Origin of the sequence: Microbispora sp. NPDC046973, assembly GCF_040644495.1 — a bacterium.
In the GTDB taxonomy this organism is placed as follows: Bacteria; Actinomycetota; Actinomycetes; order Streptosporangiales; family Streptosporangiaceae; genus Microbispora.
Window position 1 is genome coordinate 160,710 of sequence record NZ_JBEYWQ010000016.1, and the last position, 17,685, is coordinate 178,394.

General features: G+C 71.7%; 18 protein-coding genes. 11 read left to right on the plus strand and 7 right to left on the minus strand.

Annotation, left to right across the window (positions count from 1 at the left end):
* Window position 1: 1 nt before the first annotated feature.
* The gene (locus tag ABZ860_RS27255; protein ID WP_357225251.1) at window positions 2-745 is read right to left on the minus strand and encodes a hypothetical protein; all 744 of its coding nucleotides are present in this window, start codon (window positions 743-745) and stop codon (window positions 2-4) included.
* 148 nt (window positions 746-893) lie between these two features.
* Here ABZ860_RS27255 and ABZ860_RS27260 point away from each other — a divergent pair, with 148 nt between their 5' ends.
* The 5 genes from ABZ860_RS27260 (at window position 894) to ABZ860_RS27280 (ending at window position 6,395) form a co-directional block, all read left to right on the plus strand.
* A complete protein-coding gene (locus tag ABZ860_RS27260) occupies window positions 894-2,126 on the plus strand; it encodes a hypothetical protein (RefSeq protein ID WP_357225252.1) in 1,233 nt (410 codons plus the stop codon).
* A 158-nt stretch (window positions 2,127-2,284) separates the two neighbouring features.
* The gene (locus ABZ860_RS27265) at window positions 2,285-3,211 is read left to right on the plus strand and encodes a hypothetical protein (protein ID WP_357225255.1); all 927 of its coding nucleotides are present in this window, start codon (window positions 2,285-2,287) and stop codon (window positions 3,209-3,211) included.
* Window positions 3,212-3,219: 8 nt separating this feature from the next.
* A complete protein-coding gene (locus tag ABZ860_RS27270; RefSeq protein ID WP_357225256.1) occupies window positions 3,220-4,134 on the plus strand; it encodes a class F sortase in 915 nt (304 codons plus the stop codon).
* A gap of 81 nt (window positions 4,135-4,215) precedes the next feature.
* A complete protein-coding gene (locus ABZ860_RS27275; protein WP_357225259.1) occupies window positions 4,216-5,148 on the plus strand; it encodes a hypothetical protein in 933 nt (310 codons plus the stop codon).
* Between the two features lie 101 nt (window positions 5,149-5,249).
* Window positions 5,250-6,395: an acetyl-CoA C-acetyltransferase gene (locus ABZ860_RS27280; RefSeq protein WP_357225260.1), complete on the plus strand. Its 1,146-nt coding sequence runs from the start codon at window positions 5,250-5,252 to the stop codon at window positions 6,393-6,395.
* Between the two features lie 63 nt (window positions 6,396-6,458).
* Here the strand turns inward: ABZ860_RS27280 and ABZ860_RS27285 are convergent, their stop codons facing one another.
* Window positions 6,459-6,605, minus strand: coding sequence for a hypothetical protein (locus ABZ860_RS27285; protein WP_357225262.1), 147 nt, complete (start codon window positions 6,603-6,605; stop codon window positions 6,459-6,461).
* A gap of 293 nt (window positions 6,606-6,898) precedes the next feature.
* On the opposite strand from ABZ860_RS27285, the gene ABZ860_RS27290 reads away from it, so the two are divergent.
* Complete coding sequence (locus tag ABZ860_RS27290; protein WP_357225263.1) at window positions 6,899-7,057, plus strand: hypothetical protein; 159 nt, start codon at window positions 6,899-6,901, stop codon at window positions 7,055-7,057.
* A gap of 55 nt (window positions 7,058-7,112) precedes the next feature.
* On the opposite strand, the gene ABZ860_RS27295 is transcribed toward ABZ860_RS27290, so the two are convergent.
* The 4 genes from ABZ860_RS27295 to ABZ860_RS27310 form a co-directional block, all read right to left on the minus strand.
* A complete protein-coding gene (locus ABZ860_RS27295; RefSeq protein WP_357225266.1) occupies window positions 7,113-8,990 on the minus strand; it encodes an acyl-CoA dehydrogenase family protein in 1,878 nt (625 codons plus the stop codon).
* A 40-nt stretch (window positions 8,991-9,030) separates the two neighbouring features.
* A complete protein-coding gene (locus tag ABZ860_RS27300; protein ID WP_357225267.1) occupies window positions 9,031-10,416 on the minus strand; it encodes a HAMP domain-containing sensor histidine kinase in 1,386 nt (461 codons plus the stop codon).
* Between the two features lie 10 nt (window positions 10,417-10,426).
* Window positions 10,427-11,125, minus strand: a complete 699-nt coding sequence (locus ABZ860_RS27305) for a response regulator transcription factor (RefSeq protein ID WP_357225268.1) — start codon at window positions 11,123-11,125, stop codon at window positions 10,427-10,429.
* Between the two features lie 78 nt (window positions 11,126-11,203).
* Window positions 11,204-11,935: a methyltransferase gene (locus ABZ860_RS27310; protein ID WP_357225270.1), complete on the minus strand. Its 732-nt coding sequence runs from the start codon at window positions 11,933-11,935 to the stop codon at window positions 11,204-11,206.
* Window positions 11,936-12,226: 291 nt separating this feature from the next.
* On the opposite strand from ABZ860_RS27310, the gene ABZ860_RS27315 reads away from it, so the two are divergent.
* Both ABZ860_RS27315 and ABZ860_RS27320 read left to right on the plus strand, forming a co-directional pair.
* Window positions 12,227-12,778, plus strand: coding sequence for an RNA polymerase sigma factor (locus ABZ860_RS27315; protein WP_357225271.1), 552 nt, complete (start codon window positions 12,227-12,229; stop codon window positions 12,776-12,778).
* A complete protein-coding gene (locus ABZ860_RS27320) occupies window positions 12,762-13,514 on the plus strand; it encodes a hypothetical protein (protein ID WP_357225272.1) in 753 nt (250 codons plus the stop codon). Before ABZ860_RS27315 ends, ABZ860_RS27320 begins: the two co-directional genes overlap by 17 nt.
* A gap of 9 nt (window positions 13,515-13,523) precedes the next feature.
* Here the strand turns inward: ABZ860_RS27320 and ABZ860_RS27325 are convergent, their stop codons facing one another.
* Window positions 13,524-14,543 (minus strand): adenosine deaminase, encoded by a 1,020-nt coding sequence (locus ABZ860_RS27325; RefSeq protein WP_357225274.1) that lies wholly within the window; start codon window positions 14,541-14,543, stop codon window positions 13,524-13,526.
* 74 nt (window positions 14,544-14,617) lie between these two features.
* Here ABZ860_RS27325 and ABZ860_RS27330 point away from each other — a divergent pair, with 74 nt between their 5' ends.
* The 3 genes from ABZ860_RS27330 to ABZ860_RS27340 all read left to right on the plus strand — a co-directional run bounded on the left by ABZ860_RS27330 (window position 14,618) and on the right by ABZ860_RS27340 (window position 17,524).
* Window positions 14,618-15,118, plus strand: coding sequence for a SigE family RNA polymerase sigma factor (locus tag ABZ860_RS27330; protein WP_079319144.1), 501 nt, complete (start codon window positions 14,618-14,620; stop codon window positions 15,116-15,118).
* Window positions 15,115-16,113: a PASTA domain-containing protein gene (locus ABZ860_RS27335; RefSeq protein WP_357225275.1), complete on the plus strand. Its 999-nt coding sequence runs from the start codon at window positions 15,115-15,117 to the stop codon at window positions 16,111-16,113. The genes ABZ860_RS27330 and ABZ860_RS27335 overlap by 4 nt, the downstream gene beginning before the upstream one ends.
* 244 nt (window positions 16,114-16,357) lie before the next feature.
* Window positions 16,358-17,524, plus strand: a complete 1,167-nt coding sequence (locus ABZ860_RS27340) for a DUF4143 domain-containing protein (protein ID WP_357225303.1) — start codon at window positions 16,358-16,360, stop codon at window positions 17,522-17,524.
* The last annotated feature ends 161 nt before the right edge of the window (window positions 17,525-17,685 follow it).

A 17,685-nucleotide genomic window follows, 5' to 3' on the forward strand; every position in this document is an offset into this window, starting at 1 on the left:
ATCAGCCCGCGCTGATCACCTCTTCGCCCTCTCGCGCCTCGCGCTCGGGCGGATCGTGCGGCCTGCGCCGTGCGGCCGCCCGGGCCGCGCGCTGGACCAGCAGCGTGCCCGCCACCGCCGCCACCGCGACGGCCACCAGCGCGTACGGCTGACGCCACGGCGAGGGATCGTCGACGGCCGCAGAGACCCGGGCCGGCTGGGTGGCCCTGACCGGCTGCGCGGACGCGGCGGGTGTCGCGGCGGGAAGGCGGTTGGGGATGACGGCCGTCGCCTTCCAGGGGAATCCGGGCGGCTTCACCGGCCCCCAGTAATCCATGACCTCGGTGCCGGCGGGCACCGGGAACTGCGGCGGAGCCGCCTTGAGCCCGCCCGGCACCGTGAGCGTGCCGATCTCGTACGGCGCGAACATGCCCTGCAGGCCCTGCACCCGCCACCGTCCGGCCGGCACGTTGACGGACGTGGCGTAGTGGGCGGGTTCCGGCAGCGGAGTCCCGTCGAACGTCAAGGTCGTGCCGTCCTCCCCGGTCAGGCGCAGGCCGATCGGTTCGAGGCCGCCGGGGCCCTCGTACGGATGGGTGCCGTGTTGGAGCACCCAGAAGCCCACCGTGTAGGAGACCCCGGGCCGCACCTTTGCGGGAAGCGGGTCGAGCTCGGTCACGGCCCAGAAGCCGGCCCGCGCATGAGCGGGCAGGGCCGGCGCGAGGATCGCCGCCATCGCCGCGAGGGCCACGAGCAGTCGTCTCATGTCAACACCTCCGCTCTCCCTACCGTGGGAGGGCGATGAAGGTTCCCTGGGAATTTCCTGACATACGGGCGCTGCCGGTTATGTCGATGGTCAACTCCTGCGAGACTGTTCGCTACGTGTACGTGACTGTGGTGGCAGGAGAGACGTCGTGCCCGACCCCAGTGCCCGGCGCAGGAGTGCCCGGGGCCGCATCGCGGCCCGGTCGGCGGCGGGAGCGACGGCCGCATTGGCCCTGATGGCGTGGCCGGTGCTCGCGGCGACCGAAACCACGACCGTGCCCTACTCCTGCACTCCCGCCGGGGGCGCCGCCGCGACCTACCCCGTCAACGTGACTCTGGTCGCGCCCGACGACCCGGTTGTGAGCAGCACGGCGACCGTGACCTGGCGGATCGCTCCCTCCTCGCCGCCGGCCGGCCAGAGCGCGTTGGTGGCGCCCGCGACGGGCATCGCGGCGAACGACGTCGTGATCGCCGAGGGCCAGGTGGAGGTGACCGGCGCTCCCGTCGTGAGCGAGCCCGCCGACGCGTCGCCGAGCCCCACCCCTTCCGCCTCCCCGACGCCAAGCCCGTCGTCCTCTCCGTCCGCCTCGGCCTCGCCTTCCGCGTCGCCTTCGCCCTCGGCCTCGCCCGGCACAGGGGCCCAGCTGGCGACGGACACTTCCCCGACCCCCTCCGCGAGTGCGTCGCCTTCCGCCAGTGCGACTCCCTCAGGCGAGGACAGCGGCTCGACCACGGGCGACGAGGCGACCGGCACCCAGGAGGAGACTCCTTCGGCCATCACGCTGAGCCCGGCCGCCTCCACGGTGCTTCCCTCGTCCCTCTCGCCGTCGGCCACGCTGACGCCGATCCCCGAACTGCTCGTCACGCTGACCCCGACGGCGACGGGCACCGTCGGGGTCGCGGCCGGGAACTTCACGCTGAGGCTGCGACCCGCGGGGGACACCACCGGTGCGGGCGAGGCGCTCTACACGTGCACGCTGCCGGAGTCCGCGACCCGGGCGTCGCTCGCGCTCACCGTCGCCGCCTCCTCGTCCACCTCGCCGTCCCCCTCAGCGTCCGCGTCGCCCTCCCCTTCGCCGAGCCCGTCCGACAGCGACGACGCGAGCAGTTCGCCCACTCCCAGCGCCACAGCGACCCCGACCCCGACCCCGACCAGGACTCGCACAGTCACGGCGACCGCCACCGCGGCGGTCTCCCACACGGCGACCAAGCAGATCAAGACGACGCCGCTCGGCGGCGCGCAGACCGGGGCCGGGGGCGACGCGGGCCCGGACGCCCGGCTCGTCGTGCTCACCGGCCTGGCGCTGGTGGCCGCGGCGGCGGCCGGGGGGCTGCTGCTGCGGCGCTTCGGCCCGAACCCCGGCTCGTACGGCAGGCACTAGCGTCCGGCTGACGCGCGGACATGCCGGAAACGCGAGAAAGTTTGAGCAAGTGGAGGCGGTCTTGGGGTTTTTGTCCGTATGATCTCTACCTGACTGTGACCGTATGCTGGAATGCTGGTACGCCTGTTGACTGCGAGCATCGAAGTGGAGAGAAGTCAGTGCTGAAGTCAAAGGCGCGGGGCCGTATCGCGGGAAGGGCCGCCGCGGCCGGAGTGGTCAGCGCGGGCCTTCTCCTGGGCCTGGGCGCGCTCGGCGCGCACGCCGACAGCAAGACCGTGACGTACAGCTGCGCACCGGGAACGGGCGGCACCGCCGTCGCACACGACTTCACGGTGACGCTGAGCGCGAACACCTCGGCGGTGACCGGCACCCAGTACACCGCCACCCTGAACATCCAGCCGCTCACGACCTCGGCGTTCCCCGCGCCGGTGGCGATCGCGAGCGGTGCGTCGATCGAGTTGCAACCCAGCGTGTCGGCGTCGGCGCTGCCGGCCGGGATGACCGCGGGCGTGTCCACGCCCTCGCCGACCGGCGCGGCGTTGACCGCGTCCGTCACCGCCCAGGGGTCGATGCCGCCGCTCCCCACGGCGACGCTGACCATCACGCCGGCGGCCCAGGCCACCTCCGTCGTGCTGACGGCGAAGGACTTCAAGATCAGCATGGTCGCGCCCGCCGGCACGGGCACGACCACCACCACGACGCCCACCCTGCTCTACACCTGCACGGTCGCCACGACGGGTGCCAACACGGCGCCCGCGGTGGCGACGATTCCGGTGACGAGCCCCTCGGCGTCCGCGAGCGCGAGCGCCAGCGCCAGCCCCAGTGCCTCCGCGAGCGCCTCGCCCTCGCCGCGTAACACCAGGACGGTGTACGAGACGGTCTTCGCGTCGCCCACGCCGCCCAAGACGAGGAAGACGAGGTCCTCCCAGGTCGAGAACACGCCCGGAGGCGGCGCGGCCACCGGCGGTGGAGGCGACGCGGGCCCCGACGCCCGTCTCTTCGTCCTCACCGGCACCGCGCTCATGCTGGCGGCGGGGGCCGGCGGACTGGTGCTGCGGACCCGGCGCCGCCCGGTGAGGCAGTAGGACGAGCCATGACCACCCCGCCACCTGGACAGTACCCGCCGGGCCGGCCGTACGGCGTGCCTCTCGGGCCGGGCGGGCAGGGCTACCCGCAGCCGGTTTACGGCCAGCCGGTCTTCCAGCCGGTCATGCTGCCCCAGATGCAGCCCGTGCAGCCGGTGCCCCCGCCGCAGCCGCCGGAGGAGAAGCCTCCCGGCGACGCCGCGGCGGCCATCCGGCGGGTGCTGATCACGGCGGCCATCCTGGGCCTGGTCATCGTGATCGCGGGTGTAGTGATCATGGTGAACAACCCCGACGAGTACGCGCCGACCCGTTCGACGGTGAAGCTCGCTGCGCCGCAGAACGGGCTCGCCCCGTCCGTGGGGCCGGGCGGCGCCGGGCGGCCGCTGACGCAGGCGGTCGCCGACGCGCCTCCGCCGGTTCCGAACATTCCGGCGGCTCCGGCGATGCAGCCGTCCACGCCCAAGCGCCTGGTCATCCCCAAGATCGGCGTGAACGCCCCGATCAAGTCGGTCGGTCTCGACCGCTCCGGTGCGATCCAGACGCCCCCGATCAGCAACCCGAACCTGGTCGGCTGGTATCGCGGCGGCCCGACGGCGGGTGAGGCGGGCCCGGCGGTCATGCTCGGCCACAAGGACACCACCTCGCGCAGCGCCGTCTTCACCCGGCTGCACGAACTGGCGTACGGCGACAAGATCGAGGTGTACCGCCTCGACGGGACCGTGGCCATCTTCACCGTGGGCGGTATCGAGCAGGCGAACAAGCAGACGTTCCCCACCAACCGGGTGTACGGGCACGCCGACAACGCCGAGCTCAGGCTGATCACCTGTGGCGGCAAATACAACTATTCGACCGGTCACTACTTCGACAATGTCATCGTCTACGCCACGATGACCGGAACGCGTCTGGCGAAAACGAAGTCCTGAGCCGGGGCACCTCGCCGGAAGGGCTCGTGGCGGGCGGCCGTCGGAGGCTATGGTCTCTTCGACCGATCATGAGGAGGGCCTGTGGGCTGGTTCTCGAAACTCCTGCTGCCCGGTCGGCTGCGCACGGGGCCCACGGCGCTGCTGCCCGCCCGGCCGGATCCGAAGACGCTGCTGGCCGTCGCGCAACTCGCCGACCCCGAGGCGAGAACCGACGGCGACGACATCCTCGCGGGCGGGTCGCGCATCCAGCCGCCCGTCGAGCTGACCGGAGAGGTCCTCGCCAAGCTCGGCGTGCCCGGCGAGGACACGCTCTGGGCGTGCCGGATCGCCGCCGACGGCCCGCTGCCGGTGGACTTCTTCGACAAGAGCCTGGCCGAGGGCATCGCCTACCGCCTGGGCGGCTGGTCGCTCTGCCAGGGCGAGCCGCTCGATCCGGCCGAGGACGGCGGCGACCCGCTGGTCTACCTGCCGGCCGTGCCGGAGCCCGAGGAGATCCTGCCGATCCTGGCCGGGGCTCTGCGGCACGCCGACGCCGTGGACACCGAAAGATGGCCGGAAGGTGAGCTGGTCGAGGGCGTCGTCCACGTCCCCGTCCGCCGTGGCCGGGTGGCCGACGTCTACGCGGGCGCCGACGTTCTGGTCACGATCGAGGAGGGGCACCGCCTGCCGCCCGCCGCTCAGACCCGCTGGCCGTACCTCACGGAGATCGCGATCGCCCGGGTCTCCCCGGTCGCGCGTACGGAGGAGACGCGAGGCGAGGACGTGGAGCTCACCGGCGTGGTCTCGGGAGAGGCGGCCGACGGCCCGACCGAAGACGTGACGAGCGCGGACGCGACCGCGAGCGCGCCGGACGGCGGCTCCCAGGCGGAGGAGGCGGACGAGGTGCGGGAGTCGCTGCTCGCGCGGGCGGCCGTGGCGCTCGCGCTCGCGTACGGGCTCCGGGGGATCGCGGCCGACAGCCGGGGTTTCCAGCTCGTCGAGGCCGACGACGTGCTACCCGGACGGTACGCCTGAGCGCTGCCCGTCGACCATGCCCCTGCCGTCGCCTCCCCCGACGAAAGTTCTGATGTAACCTCTCACTAACCGAACATTGCTCGGTTTCCTATGGAGGCACTGTGGCAGAGGCGTACATCGTCGGGGCGGTCCGCACGCCGGTCGGCAAGAAGAAGGGCGGGCTCTCCGCGGTCCACCCGGTCGACCTGGCCGCCCACACTCTCTCCGCGCTCGTCGAGCGCACCGGCGTCGACCCCGCCGCGGTGGACGACGTGATCATGGGCTGCGTCATGCAGTTCGGCCCGCAGTCCATGGACATCGCGCGCAACGCGTGGCTCAGCGCGGGTCTGCCTGAGACCGTGGCCGGAGTGACGATCGACCGGCAGTGCGGCTCGTCGCAGCAGGCCATCCACTTCGCCGCCCAGGGTGTGCTGTCGGGCACGCAGGACCTGGTCGTGGCGGCCGGCGTGGAGTCGATGTCCATCGTCCCGATGGGATCGAGCATCACGGCGGCGCTGGAGAAGGGCATGCCGTTCCCGTTCGGCGACAAGTGGGTCGAGCGGTACGGCAAGCAGGAGATCTCCCAGTTCCGCGGCGCGGAGCTGATGTGCGAGAAGTGGGGCCTGGAGCGCGACGAGCTGGAGCGCTACGCCTACGAGAGCCACCAGCGGGCCGCGAAGGCGATCGCCAACGGCCACTTCAAGGACCAGATCGCCCCGATCAACGGCGTGACCGACGACGAGGGCCCGCGGCCCGACACCACGCTGGAGAAGATGGCCGAGCTGAAGACCCTTCGCGAGGGCGGCCGGATCACCGCGGCCACCTCCTCGCAGATCTCCGACGGCTCCGGGGCGCTGCTCATCGCCTCGGAGCGGGCGGTGCGCGAGCACGGCCTGGTCCCGCGCGCCCGGATCGTCACGCTCGCGCTGGTCGGCGACGACCCGGTCTACATGCTCACGGCGCCGATCCCGGCCACCCGCAAGGCGCTGGCCAAGGCGGGGCTCGCGATCGGGGACATCGACGTCATCGAGATCAACGAGGCGTTCGCCCCGGTGCCGCTGGCCTGGCTCAAGGAGATCGGGGCCGACCCGGCGCGAACCAACCCCAACGGCGGCGCCATCGCGCTGGGGCACCCGCTGGGCGGCACCGGCGCGATCCTCATGACCAAGCTCCTGCACGAGCTCGAGCGCACCGGCGGGCGCTACGGCCTGCAGACGATGTGCGAGGGCGGCGGCCAGGCCAACGTCACGATCATCGAGCGTCTCTGACCGTTCGCACGTAAAGGGCACCCCGGATCACCCCGGGGTGCCCTTTCTTTGCCGATAGGCGGCTTATTTGGCTTTCGGCAGCCGCCGCGGCTGCCGCACCGGCCGCATGGGCGGGGCCGGGATCTGGCGCGGCGGCGGGAAGGAACGCTGAGGCTGCGGCGTGCGCGGGTTCTGCTGCTTGCCGCCCTTGCTGGACGCGCGAGTACGCATACGGGATCTCCTTGTACGTCGGGAACGCGGCACCGAGGTGCCGTCACTCAGCTGCCGCGTCGGATGGACAGGGCCGGAAAGCTGAGCGGATCAGCGGCTCAGAGGCTGATCAGCGGTCGCCGTAGAGAATCCACATGCCGGTGACCCTAACAAGGCGCCACGCCCCCGGACAAAGGGTTTTCGTGCGCCCGGAACCCGTCCAAGCGGCGTGCAAGTCGGATACCAGATCATGACAAGTCGGTTGCTGTGTACTCAAACACGTCAAAGAGACATTGCTCGCACAGGAGATACCAGTGAAGTCGATCAAGCGCGTCGCCGCCGTTCTCGCCACCACGGCCGTCGCCGTCACCACCTTCGGCGTCCTGTCCAGCCCGGCGCACGCGCAGATGCCGGAGGGCTGGTACCGCTGCTGGATCCAGGGCGAGGGCTGGATGTGGTGCTACGACATGTGAGCCGCACCTCGGTCCACGGCCCCGTCCCGCGTCGTGCGGGGCGGGGCCGCGGCGTTCACCCGATGCGCCGGTGGACGTCGTCGAACATGGACGGCCCGGTGCGCTGGTGGGCGATCCACGGGCCCTCCAGCGACGGGTCGACGACGCCCTCCTCCAGGAACGTGTAGCGCCCGTCGAGCACCCGCCGGGCCAGCCGTACGTCCATGGCGTCGGTGTTGTCCCACAGCCGGTCGAACAGTGCCTCGGCCCGCTGCCGGGCCTGGTGGCAGAAGGTGTCCGCCAGCTCGTACGGCTTGCGCCCGAACTCGGCCGAGTCCTCCTGGGCGCGCACGCAGACCGCGGTGATGGCGAACAGCTCGGCGCCGATGTCCACGATCCGCGACAGGAACCCCTGCTTGTGCTCCAGCCGCGCCTGCCAGCGGGACATCCCGTAGAACGTCGACCTGGCGAGCTTGCGGCTGGTCCGCTCGACGTAGCGCAGGTGCTGGGCCAGCGGGCCGAACTCGGCGTACGACGTGGGCACCTGGCCGGGTCCGGTGACCAGGCTCGGCAGCCACTTGGCGTAGAAGGCGCCGGCCCGGGTGGCCGCCCGCCCCTTGGCCCGCAGGCCGGCCTTCGGATCGACGAGCTCACCCGCGACCGACAGGTGGGCGTCCACCGCCTCACGGGCGATGAGCAGATGCATGATCTCGGTCGAGCCCTCGAAGATGCGGTTGATCCGCAGGTCGCGCAGCATCTGCTCGGCGGGCACGCCGCGCTCGCCGCGGGCGTGCAGCGACTCGGCGGTCTCGTAGCCGCGCCCGCCTCTCATCTGCACCAGCTCGTCCATCAGCCGCCAGGCCATCTCCGTGCTGTACAGCTTGGCGAGCGCGGCCTCGATGCGGATGTCGTTGCGCTCGTCGTCGGCCATCCTGCTGGACAGGTCCACCACCGACTCCAGCGCGTACGCGGTGGCGGCGATGAAGGCGACCTTGCGGGCGATGGCCTCGTGCTGGCCGACCGGCCGGCCCCACTGGACCCGCTCGCGCCCCCACTCGCGGGCGATCTTCGTCGCCCACTTCGCCGCGCCGACGCAGGTCGCCGGCAGGGAGAGGCGCCCGGTGTTGAGCGTGGTCAAAGCGATCTTCAGGCCCTGGCCTTCGCGGCCGATCAGGTTCTCCACCGGCACGCGCACCTGGTGGAAGCGGGTGACGCCGTTCTCGATGCCGCGCAGGCCCATGAACTGGTTGCGGTGCTCGACGGTGATGCCCGGGGAGTCGGCCTCGACGACGAAGGCCGAGATCTTGGCGCCGGTCCGGGCCATCACGACCAGCAGGTCGGCCACGACGCCGTTGGTCGTCCACAGCTTGACACCGTTGATCACGTATGCGTCGCCGTCGCGGACGGCGGTCGTCGACAGCCGGGCGGGGTCGGAGCCGACGTCCGGCTCGGTCAGCAGGAAGGCGGAGATCTCCCCCCGGGCGCAGCGGGGCAGGAAGCGGCGCTTCTGCTCGGGGGTGCCGAACAGCCGCAGGGGCTGCGGAACCCCGATGGACTGGTGGGCCGACAGCAGCGCGCTGAGCGCGGGGGAGCACGACGTCACGAGTTCCAGCGCGCGGCAGTAGTACAGGTGGCTCAGTCCCAGCCCGCCGTACTCCTCCTCGATGGTCATGCCGAACGCGCCGATCGCCGCCAGGCCCTTGATCACCTCGTCCGGAATGACGGCGGTGCGCTCGATGACCGTGGGGTCGACCTTCTCCTGCAGGAACGCCCGCAGGGCGCGCAGGAAGTCGTCTCCCTTCTTGATCTCCTCCTCGGTGAGGCGGGGAGCGGGATGCACGAGGTCCAGCCGGAAGTCCCCGAGGAAGAGCTGCTTGCCGAAGCTCGGGCGGGTCCACTCCGTCTCGCGCGCCTGCTCGGCCACCTCCCTGGCCTTGGCGTAATCGGTCGTCATCGTCGACCTCCTCGGCGGTGAAACGAGCTGTGCTCGTTAACTACCCGCCAGTAGCCTTTTGCATCGCGGGCAGCGCGATGTGTACGGCCGTCCCTTCGCCGGGGGAGGAGACGATCTCGCACCGGCCGCCGTGCGCCTCCACGATGGCCTTCACGATCGACAGGCCGAGCCCCGCCCCGCCGGACAGGTGGTCCTCTCCGCGCTGGAAGCGGTCGAAGGCGCGTTCGGCCTGCTCCGGGCTCATCCCCGGCCCGGTGTCGCGCACCTCGATCGTCACCGACTCCGGGGTCCGCAGCAGCCGTACGGCGGCCTCGGTGCCTTCGGGGGTGTGCGCCCGCACGTTGCCGAGCAGGTTGACGAGCACCTGGCGGACTCTGGCCTCGTCCACGGTCGCGACGAGGGACGGCGGCGCCTCCACCGTGACCGGGTGGGCGGGATCGAGGGCGGCCGAGTCGGCGGCCACCTCGCGGGCCATCTCGGCCAGGTCGGTCTCGTCGAGCGCGAGGGCGGCGCCCCGGTCGAGCCGCGCGAGTTCCAGCATCTCGCCCACCAGGCGGCCCATCCGGTCGGCCTCGGCCTCGATCCGTCCCATGATCTTGGGCAGGTCCTCGGGCGGGATCGCCCCGGCCCGGTACAGCTCCGCGTACCCGGAGATGGTCGACAGCGGGGTGCGCAGCTCGTGGGAGGCGTCGGTGGCGAAGCGGCGCACACGGTCCTCCGACGCCTGGCGGTCGCGGAAGGCGTCGGCGATCCGGTCGAGCATGAGGTTGATCGCGGCGCCGAGCCTGCCGACCTCCGACGGCCCCTCGGGCATCCGGGCCGACAGGTCGACTCGCTCGGCCACGAGGTGGGCGGTGCGCGCCATCTTGCCGAGCGGCGCCAGGCCCCCGGCGATCAGCAGCCGGCCGCCCGCGGCCAGCAGCAGGATCAGCACCCCGCCGGTCGCCAGCTCGCTGATCAGCAGGTGGCGCACCGGGTCGTCCACCGCGTCCAGGGGCACCGCGACGACCATCAGCCGCAGACCGCTCGGCGACATCGCCGCGGCCGCGATCAGTTCGTGGCCGCCGCTCGGGTCGAGGTCGAAGGTGCGGCCCTGCGCGGCGTACGCCAGCAGCCTGTCCTTGCCCAGCGCCTCGGTCAGGCCGGGCACGGCCGCGGCCTCGTCCGCGTCGCCGCTGACCAGGTGCGCGTGCTGCTCGCTGAGGTTGTAGACCGCGAGGGCGTAGGTCGAGCCGGTCAGCGCCTGCGCGAGCGGGTCCCCCTCGACCACCCGCCGCGCCGCCGTGACGGTCGCCGCCACCACCTGGCCCTCCAGCCGCGTACGCAGGTGCCCGCGCAGGACGACGACGCTGACGAGGGAGAACACGACGAGCAGGACCGCGCTCACCCCGAGCAGCCCGGCGAGCAGGCGCGTCCTGAGCGACATCACCGGTCCGTCACATGTCCTGGGGCGGGCGCAGGGAGTATCCGATGCCGCGCTGAGTGTGGATCAGCGGCGGGCCGAGCGGGTCGAGCTTGCGGCGCAGGTAGGAGATGTAGGTCTCCAGCACCTGCGAACTCCCGCCGTAGCCCCAGACCTCCTCCAGCAGGCGCCGCTTGGTGAGCACCAGGCCGGCGTTGGCCATCAGGAAGGCCAGCAGGCGGAACTCGGTCGGCGACAGCTCCACCGGGACGCCGCCGCGCCGCACCTCCCAGCGCGCCTCGTCGAGCTCCAGGTCGGCGACCCTGAGGATCGGCCCGTGCGCCCGTTCGGCCGCCTCCGGCACGCTCGTACGGCGCAGCACGGCGCGGATCCGCGCGACCAGCGCCTCGACCGAGAACGGTTTGGTGACGTAGTCGTCGCCGCCGAGAGTCAGCCCGCGCACGGTGTCGGCGACCGCGTCGCGGGCGGTGAGGAAGATCACGGGAGGGTGCACGCCGTCGGCCCGGATCCGCCGGCACACCTCGAAGCCGTCGATGTCGGGCAGCATGACGTCGAGGACGACCAGGTCGGGCTGGTTCCTCAGCACCTCGCCGAGCGCTGCGGCCCCCGTGCCCACGGCCGTCACCCGGAAGCCGTGGAATCTGAGGGCGACCTCCACGATGTCCCGGATGTTTGGCTCGTCCTCGACGACGAGGATCCTGGTTTCACTCATGGGGGACCCATTGTGCAGGTAGAAGGCATTTGTCGCACAATTCGGGTCTCCGCGGCCGCTCCGCGCGGCACTCGCGCGTCAGCGCGGGACGCGGGCCACGCAGAACACGGTCTGGCCGAACGGCGGACGGACGAACCGCTCGATGAGCCGGGTCATCGGCACGACGGTCCGGTCGTAGATCTTGACGAGCCTGGGGTCCGGGTAGCCCACGCCACCCCGCCGAACCGCCGCCCACCAGGCGATGCCGCCGAGGAAGTTGATCGGCTTGAGCACCTGGACGTCGAGGCCGGCGTCGGTCACCGTCTTGCGCAGCGTGGCGGGGGTGTAGCGGGTGACGTGCCCCACCTTGCGGTCGAAGTCCCCGTAGAGCTGCATGTAGCCGGGCACCCAGATGACGATCCGGCCGCCGGGAGCGGTCACCCTGGCCAGCGACCGCAGCGCCTCGGCGTCCTCCTCGATGTGCTCGAGGACGTTCATCATCACGACGGTGTCGACCGGGTCGGCCAGAGGGATCTCGGTCGGCAGGCCGAACTGAAGCACTGACACGTCGTCGCGGTCGGCGAACCTCTTGCGCAGTTGCTCCACGCAGTAGGGATCGAAGTCGCTCACCACGAGCCTGTCCAGGCGCGGCAGGAACTGCTCGGCGAAGTGCCCGAGACCCGAGCCGATCTCCAGGAGCGACCGCCCGACGTGCGGCGCGACCATGTCGAACTCGTACTGCCGGTAGTTCTTGGCCTCGTCGCCGCCGAGGTGGTTCTCCAGAGCCTCGTCCCCGGCCGCCGGCTGGACTACTCGGTCATACCCAGACATAAGATCCTCGATCTGCACGCTGACGGTCCTGGAAAGTGTAGTGCCCGCCCCATCGGCGGACGTCCGCTTCGCCGGAGGGGCCGCCGATGTGGGCTTCGTGCGACCCTGTTCTTCCGGCGGCGCTGTGAAGTTCGGCGGCGTTGTTCTTTCGGCCCACTGCGGTCTTTCGGTGGCACTGTTCTTCGGTGGCGCTGTTCTTCGGTGGCACTGAGTTCTTTCGGCGGCACTGTGGACGGCATGCCCGCCTGATCGTAGGCTTCACCTCCGTCCCGACGCCCCCCGATTGCCCCCATGGACGACGACGAGGCAGTGACCCGCGCCCTGGCCGGTGACCTTGACGCCTACGAGGTGCTGGTCGCCCGATACAGCGCGGTCGCCCACCGTACGGCGAGCCTGCTCGGGGCGGCCGACGAGGCGGAGGACGTCGTCCAGGAGGCGTTCGTCAAGGCGTTCCGCCACCTCAAGGGCTTCCGCCGGGGCGCGGCCTTCCGCCCCTGGCTGCTGCGCATCGTGGCCAACGAGACCCACGACCTCACCCGGTCGCGCGGCCGCCGCTCCGACCTCGCCGTACGGCTGGGCCGCGAGCGCGAGCCGTACGGACCCGGGGATCCGGAGGACCCGGAGGACGCGGCCGTGGACGCCGACGGCAGGACCCGCCTGCTGGAGGCCGTGCGCGCGCTGCCGGACGGGGAACGCGAAGCCGTGGTCTGCCGGTATTTCCTGCAGTTGTCCGAGGCGGAGACGGCCGAGGTCCTCGGCGTGCGCCTCGGCACGGTGAAGTCGCGGACGTTCCGGGCCCTGCGGCGCCTGCGGGAGGAGGTGGGCCGTGAGCACCTCGGATGACGGCGATCCGATCGCACCGGAGGACCTCGACGCGCGGCTGCGGGCCCTCGGCGCGGACCTGGCCGTGCCCCCTGTGCCGCCTCCCGACGACGTGGCGCGTGCCGTACGCGCCCGCCTCGAGGAGGACTGGGCTCGGGAAGAAAGGGCACCGCGGCGGGCCGCATGGCGGCCGTCGCCGCGCGTGGCGGCAGCGGCGGTGGCGGTGCTCATGGCCGTCCTGCTCGGGGCCACCCCGCAGGGCCGGGCGGCGGTCGTGTCGGTGCTGCGCTTCGCGGGCGTCGAGATCCACGTGGGCGGCGCCGGGCCGCTGCCCACGGGAGTGGCGAGCCCGTTGCCCGGCGAGCGCAGGGTGACACTGGAGGAGGCGCGGCGGACCGCCCGCTTCCCGGTCGCCGTGCCGTCCGCGCTCGGCGAACCGGCCGACGTCCGCCTCGCCGACGGTGGCCGCGTAGTGACACTCCTGTGGCCGGGCGTCCGGCTCGACGAGTTCGACGGCACGCTGGGCGTCGTCTGGCGCAAGGAACTCGGAGAACCGTGGCCGGAGCAGGAGAGCGCGGTCGGCGGATGGTGGATCCGGCAGCCCCACGGCGTGTCCTACGTGCCGTCGGGCGGCGGCGAGCCGCGCGAGGAGCGGGTGGCCGGGCCGACGCTCATCTGGCAGCACAGGCTCGTCGGATTGCGGCTGGAGGGACCGGACCGCGCCGAGGCCGTGCGGATCGCCCTCTCGGTCCGATGAACCGCAGACTCACTCGGGTGAGGCGAGCCAGGCGTCGATCTCGCCGAGCAACTCCTTCCTGACCGCGTCGGGCGCCGTCGACGACCGGATCGACTGCCGGGCGAGCTCGGCGATCTCCGCGTCGCCGAAGCCGTAGACGTCCCGCGCGAGCTCATACTGCGGCAGCAGCCGGGCGCCGAACAGCAGCGGGTCGTCGGCGCCGAGGGCGATCGGCACCCCGGCCTCGAACAGCCGCCGCAGCGGCACGTCCTCGGGCCGTTCCGCCACCCCGAGGCCCACGTTGGACAGCGGGCACACCTCGCAGGTGACCTGCCGGTCGGCCAGGCGCTCCATCAGGCGGGGCGACTCGGCCGCGCGCACCCCGTGGCCGATCCGGTCGGCGCCCAGGTCGTCGAGGCACTCGGCGACGCTCGCCGCGCCGAGCAACTCGCCGCCGTGCGGCACGGCGAGCAGCCCCGCACGCCTGGCGATCCGGAAGGCGTGCTCGAAGTCCCTGGCCCGGCCGCGCCGCTCGTCGTTGGACAGGCCGAAGCCCACCACGCCCTTGCCCTCGTAGCGGGTCGCCAGGCGGGCCAGCGTCCTGGCGTCGAGCGTGTGCCGGGTGCGGTTGGCGGCCACGATCACCGCCATGCCGATCCCGGCCTCCCTGGCCGCCTTCTCCGTCGCGTCGAGGACGAGTTCGAGTGTCTCGGTCAGCCCGCCGAAACGCTGGGCGTACCCGGAAGGGTCGACCTGGATCTCCAGCCAGCGCGACCCCTCCCGGGCCTCGTCCTCGGCGGCCTCGCGCAGCAGCCGGTAGACGTCCTGGGGCCGGCGCAGCACCGACCGCGCGATGTCGTACAACCGCTGGAACCGGAACCAGCCGCGCTCGTCGGTCGCCCGCAGTTTCGGCGGCCAGTCCTGCACCAGCGCGTCGGGGAGGTGGACGCCCTGCTCCCGGGCGAGCTCGATCAGCGTCGAATGCCGCATCGAGCCGGTGAAGTGCAGGTGCAGATGTGCCTTGGGGAGCGTGTCTAGTGGACGTGCCATCTCCATATGTTGCCGCATGTCACTCTCAACCCGTCGCCGGGTTGGCGCGTTGGGGAGGGACGAAAGGGGAGCTCATGACCGAAGAAGACGAGGCGGCCTTCGACGAGTTCCTGGCCGCGCGTAGCACCGCCCTCCTGCGCACCGCGATCCTGGTCTGCGGCGCCTCGGCGTCCGACGCCGAGGACATGGTCCAGAACGCGCTGGAGAAGGTCTACCGGCACTGGCCGCGCATCCGGCACGACAACCCCGAGGCGTACGCGCGCCGGGTCGTGGTGAACGGCGCGATCAGCAAGGCCAGGCGGCGCAAGGTGCTCCAGGAGATCACCTTCGCCCAGCCGCCGGAGACGCCCGTGGAGTCGCCCGACCTGGGCCTGCGGGACGTGCTCGTCACCGAACTCAGGAAGCTGCCGGCCCGGATGCGGGCCGTACTGGTCCTGCGCTACTGGGAGGACCTGTCGGAGGCCGAGACCGCCGCGCTGCTCGGTTGCTCGGTCGGCACCGTCAAGAGCCAGGCCGCCCGCGGTCTGGCACGCGTGCGCGCACGCATGGAAAACCTGGAAGGAGCGTCCGCATGAACGTCGAAGAGGCGCTGAGGGAGGCCATGGCCGCTCAGGTCGCCGGCGTGCACGCCTCGCCGTCGCTGGGCCAGGCCGTCCGGCGGCGCAACCGCCGCCACGTCGTCAGGTTCCGTACGGCGGGCGCGGCCGTGCTCACCGCCGCGGTCGCCGTGGGCGTGCCCGTGGCGTTGGCCGCCCGGCCCGACGCCGCCCCGGCCGTCGGCAGCCTCGCCGGGCCCGGCGCCACCGGCACTGGAGTCCCGGCCGCGTCCGCGGCCTCCTCCGGAGACACGGTCGCCACGCCCGAAGGGGTCGTCCCCGACGTGGTCGGCAAGAGCGCCGCGGAAGTGAGCGCCCTCCTGAAGGAGGCCGGCTACACGGTGCGGATGACGAAGGTCGTCACCGACCAGGCCCCGGCGGGGACGGTCTTCGCCCAGATGCCGCAGCCGGGGACGGCCGCTCCCGCCGGGGCGGCGGTCACGATCACGATCGCCACGACGGCGGGCCCGACCCCCTCCACCACGGAGGGCACGCAGGACCCGCAGATGCCCCAGGACCTCGGCGATCTGGGGGACGGCAGAACGCTCGGCGGCGTGCACGTCGGCTACCTGCCCGAAGGGCTCGAATGGGGCAAGTGGTCCGGCAAGGACGGGTTCGGCAAGCGCAGCTACACCACGAGCTGGGTGGAGCCCGGCCTGGAACCCGGCATGTACAGCGTCCAGATGATCGTCTATCGGAAGGACGCCGCGAGCGTGCTGGCCAAGCGCATGCAGGGCTATGCCGCGCAGGGCGCCGAGCCGATCGACGTCGGCGGCAGGAAGGCCTACCTGGTCAGCCTGTCGGAGGGCGGCGACCGGATCCTGGACGGCGGCACCCGGACGATCGTGTGGACGATCGCTCCCGGCGTCGGGGCCGAGGTCATGATCAGCCCTGACTACGCGGCAAAGCTCGGCAAGGCGGCGGCTGACAGGGAGCTCAAGAAGATCGCCGCCGGAGCCGCCCTCGGCAAGTGACCCTGCCCCGCGCCGCGCCTCCGCGCCCCAGTGGCCCGGAGGCGCCGGCCGTACCGGCCGACCCGCCCGCCGCTGTGGATCGCCTTGGCACTGAGGACTGGGTCGGCTTGGTAGTGCAAGCTGGGTCATCTTTGTACTGCACGCTGGGTCAAATTGCTAACGTGCCGGGATGAGCCGCGATTCCTACATCCCGCGCATGGTAGATCCGGTCATCGACGGCGTGTTCGGGACACTGCCGGTGATCATGTTGGTCGGTCCACGGGCCACAGGGAAGACCACGACGGCGATTCGGCACGTAGAAACGGTCGTGCGGCTCGATCGAGACAGTGAGAACGCCGCATTCCTCGCCGACCCGGATGCGGCCCTGCGTCGGCTCAAGGAGCCGATTCTGTTGGACGAGTGGCAGGTCGTCCCCGAAGTGCTCGGATCGGTCAAGCGCGCAGTCGATCGCGATCACCGCCCGGGTCGTTTCATCCTCACCGGCTCCGTATGGTCGGACTTCGGCGGCAGGACATGGCCCGGCACGGGGAGAGTCGTCCGCATCGACATGATGGGGTTGGCGATCAAGGAAGCCGAGCGCAACACCGGGAAACCTCCCCTCGCCGATCTGCTCGCCCAGGGGCGGATGGAGGAACTCGCCACACCGGCGCAGCCACCTGACCTGGTCGACTACATCGAGATGGCGTTGCGCAGCGGCTTTCCCGAGGCCCAGCGGATGCCCGTTCCCGTGCGAGTGCGGTGGCTGGACAGCTACATCGAGCAGACCCTCACGCGGGACATCGAGACCCTCGACGGGCGGCGTGATCCCGTCCGCCTCCGGTCCTATCTGGAGGCACTGGCTCTCAACACCGCGGGTGTGGTCACGGACAAGACGCTCTACGACGCGGCGGCCGTGAACGCCCGCACGGGAGAGGCCTACGAGCGCCTCCTCCGGGACCTCCTCATCGTCGACAAGATCCCCGCCTGGTTCAGCAACCGGCTGAAGCGGCTGATCCGCGGCCCCAAGCGGTATCTCGTCGATCCGGCCCTGGTCGCGGCCCTGCTGCGGGTGGACGGACAGGCCGTCCTCCGTGACGGCGATCTGCTGGGCAGGTTGCTCGACACCTTCGTGGTCCAGCAACTCCGCGCGGAGGTGCCGGTGTGCGGCAGCCGGCCCCGTATCTACCACCTGCGTCAGGACCAGGGGCGGCACGAGGTCGACATCGTCCTGGAGCTCGGCATGGGACGAGTGATCGGGATCGAGGTCAAGGCGGCCGCCACCCCACGCCACGACGACGCGAAGCACCTGCGGTGGCTGCGGGACGAGCTGGGCGACCGCTTCGTGGCCGGCGTCGTCCTGCACACCGGTCCGCACATCCATGAAATGGACGAAAAGATCGTCGCCGCCCCCATCTGCGTCCTCTGGTCCTGAACGCCCAGCCCCGCTCGACCAGGTCCGGCTACTTCGGGCGGCGACGGCGGGATCTGCCACGAACAGCTCTCAGACGACGATCGAGAAAGGCCGGGCACGCATGCGAAGGACCCGGGTGCACTCCTGCACCCGGGTCCCTCGACGAATCGGCGCGTTCGCGC

What these genes read in the sequence shown, in the direction of transcription:
- ABZ860_RS27255 (WP_357225251.1), bottom strand. Translation starts at nt 745, where the DNA reads ATGAGACGACTGCTCGTGGCCCTCGCGGCGATGGCGGCGATCCTCGCG.
- ABZ860_RS27270 (WP_357225256.1), top strand. Translation starts at nt 3,220, where the DNA reads ATGACCACCCCGCCACCTGGACAGTACCCGCCGGGCCGGCCGTACGGC.
- ABZ860_RS27285 (WP_357225262.1), bottom strand. Translation starts at nt 6,605, where the DNA reads ATGCGTACTCGCGCGTCCAGCAAGGGCGGCAAGCAGCAGAACCCGCGC.
- ABZ860_RS27295 (WP_357225266.1), bottom strand. Translation starts at nt 8,990, where the DNA reads ATGACGACCGATTACGCCAAGGCCAGGGAGGTGGCCGAGCAGGCGCGC.
- ABZ860_RS27300 (WP_357225267.1), bottom strand. Translation starts at nt 10,416, where the DNA reads ATGTCGCTCAGGACGCGCCTGCTCGCCGGGCTGCTCGGGGTGAGCGCG.
- ABZ860_RS27305 (WP_357225268.1), bottom strand. Translation starts at nt 11,125, where the DNA reads ATGAGTGAAACCAGGATCCTCGTCGTCGAGGACGAGCCAAACATCCGG.
- ABZ860_RS27310 (WP_357225270.1), bottom strand. Translation starts at nt 11,935, where the DNA reads ATGTCTGGGTATGACCGAGTAGTCCAGCCGGCGGCCGGGGACGAGGCT.
- ABZ860_RS27315 (WP_357225271.1), top strand. Translation starts at nt 12,227, where the DNA reads ATGGACGACGACGAGGCAGTGACCCGCGCCCTGGCCGGTGACCTTGAC.
- ABZ860_RS27325 (WP_357225274.1), bottom strand. Translation starts at nt 14,543, where the DNA reads ATGGCACGTCCACTAGACACGCTCCCCAAGGCACATCTGCACCTGCAC.
- ABZ860_RS27330 (WP_079319144.1), top strand. Translation starts at nt 14,618, where the DNA reads ATGACCGAAGAAGACGAGGCGGCCTTCGACGAGTTCCTGGCCGCGCGT.
- ABZ860_RS27335 (WP_357225275.1), top strand. Translation starts at nt 15,115, where the DNA reads ATGAACGTCGAAGAGGCGCTGAGGGAGGCCATGGCCGCTCAGGTCGCC.
- ABZ860_RS27340 (WP_357225303.1), top strand. Translation starts at nt 16,358, where the DNA reads ATGTTGGTCGGTCCACGGGCCACAGGGAAGACCACGACGGCGATTCGG.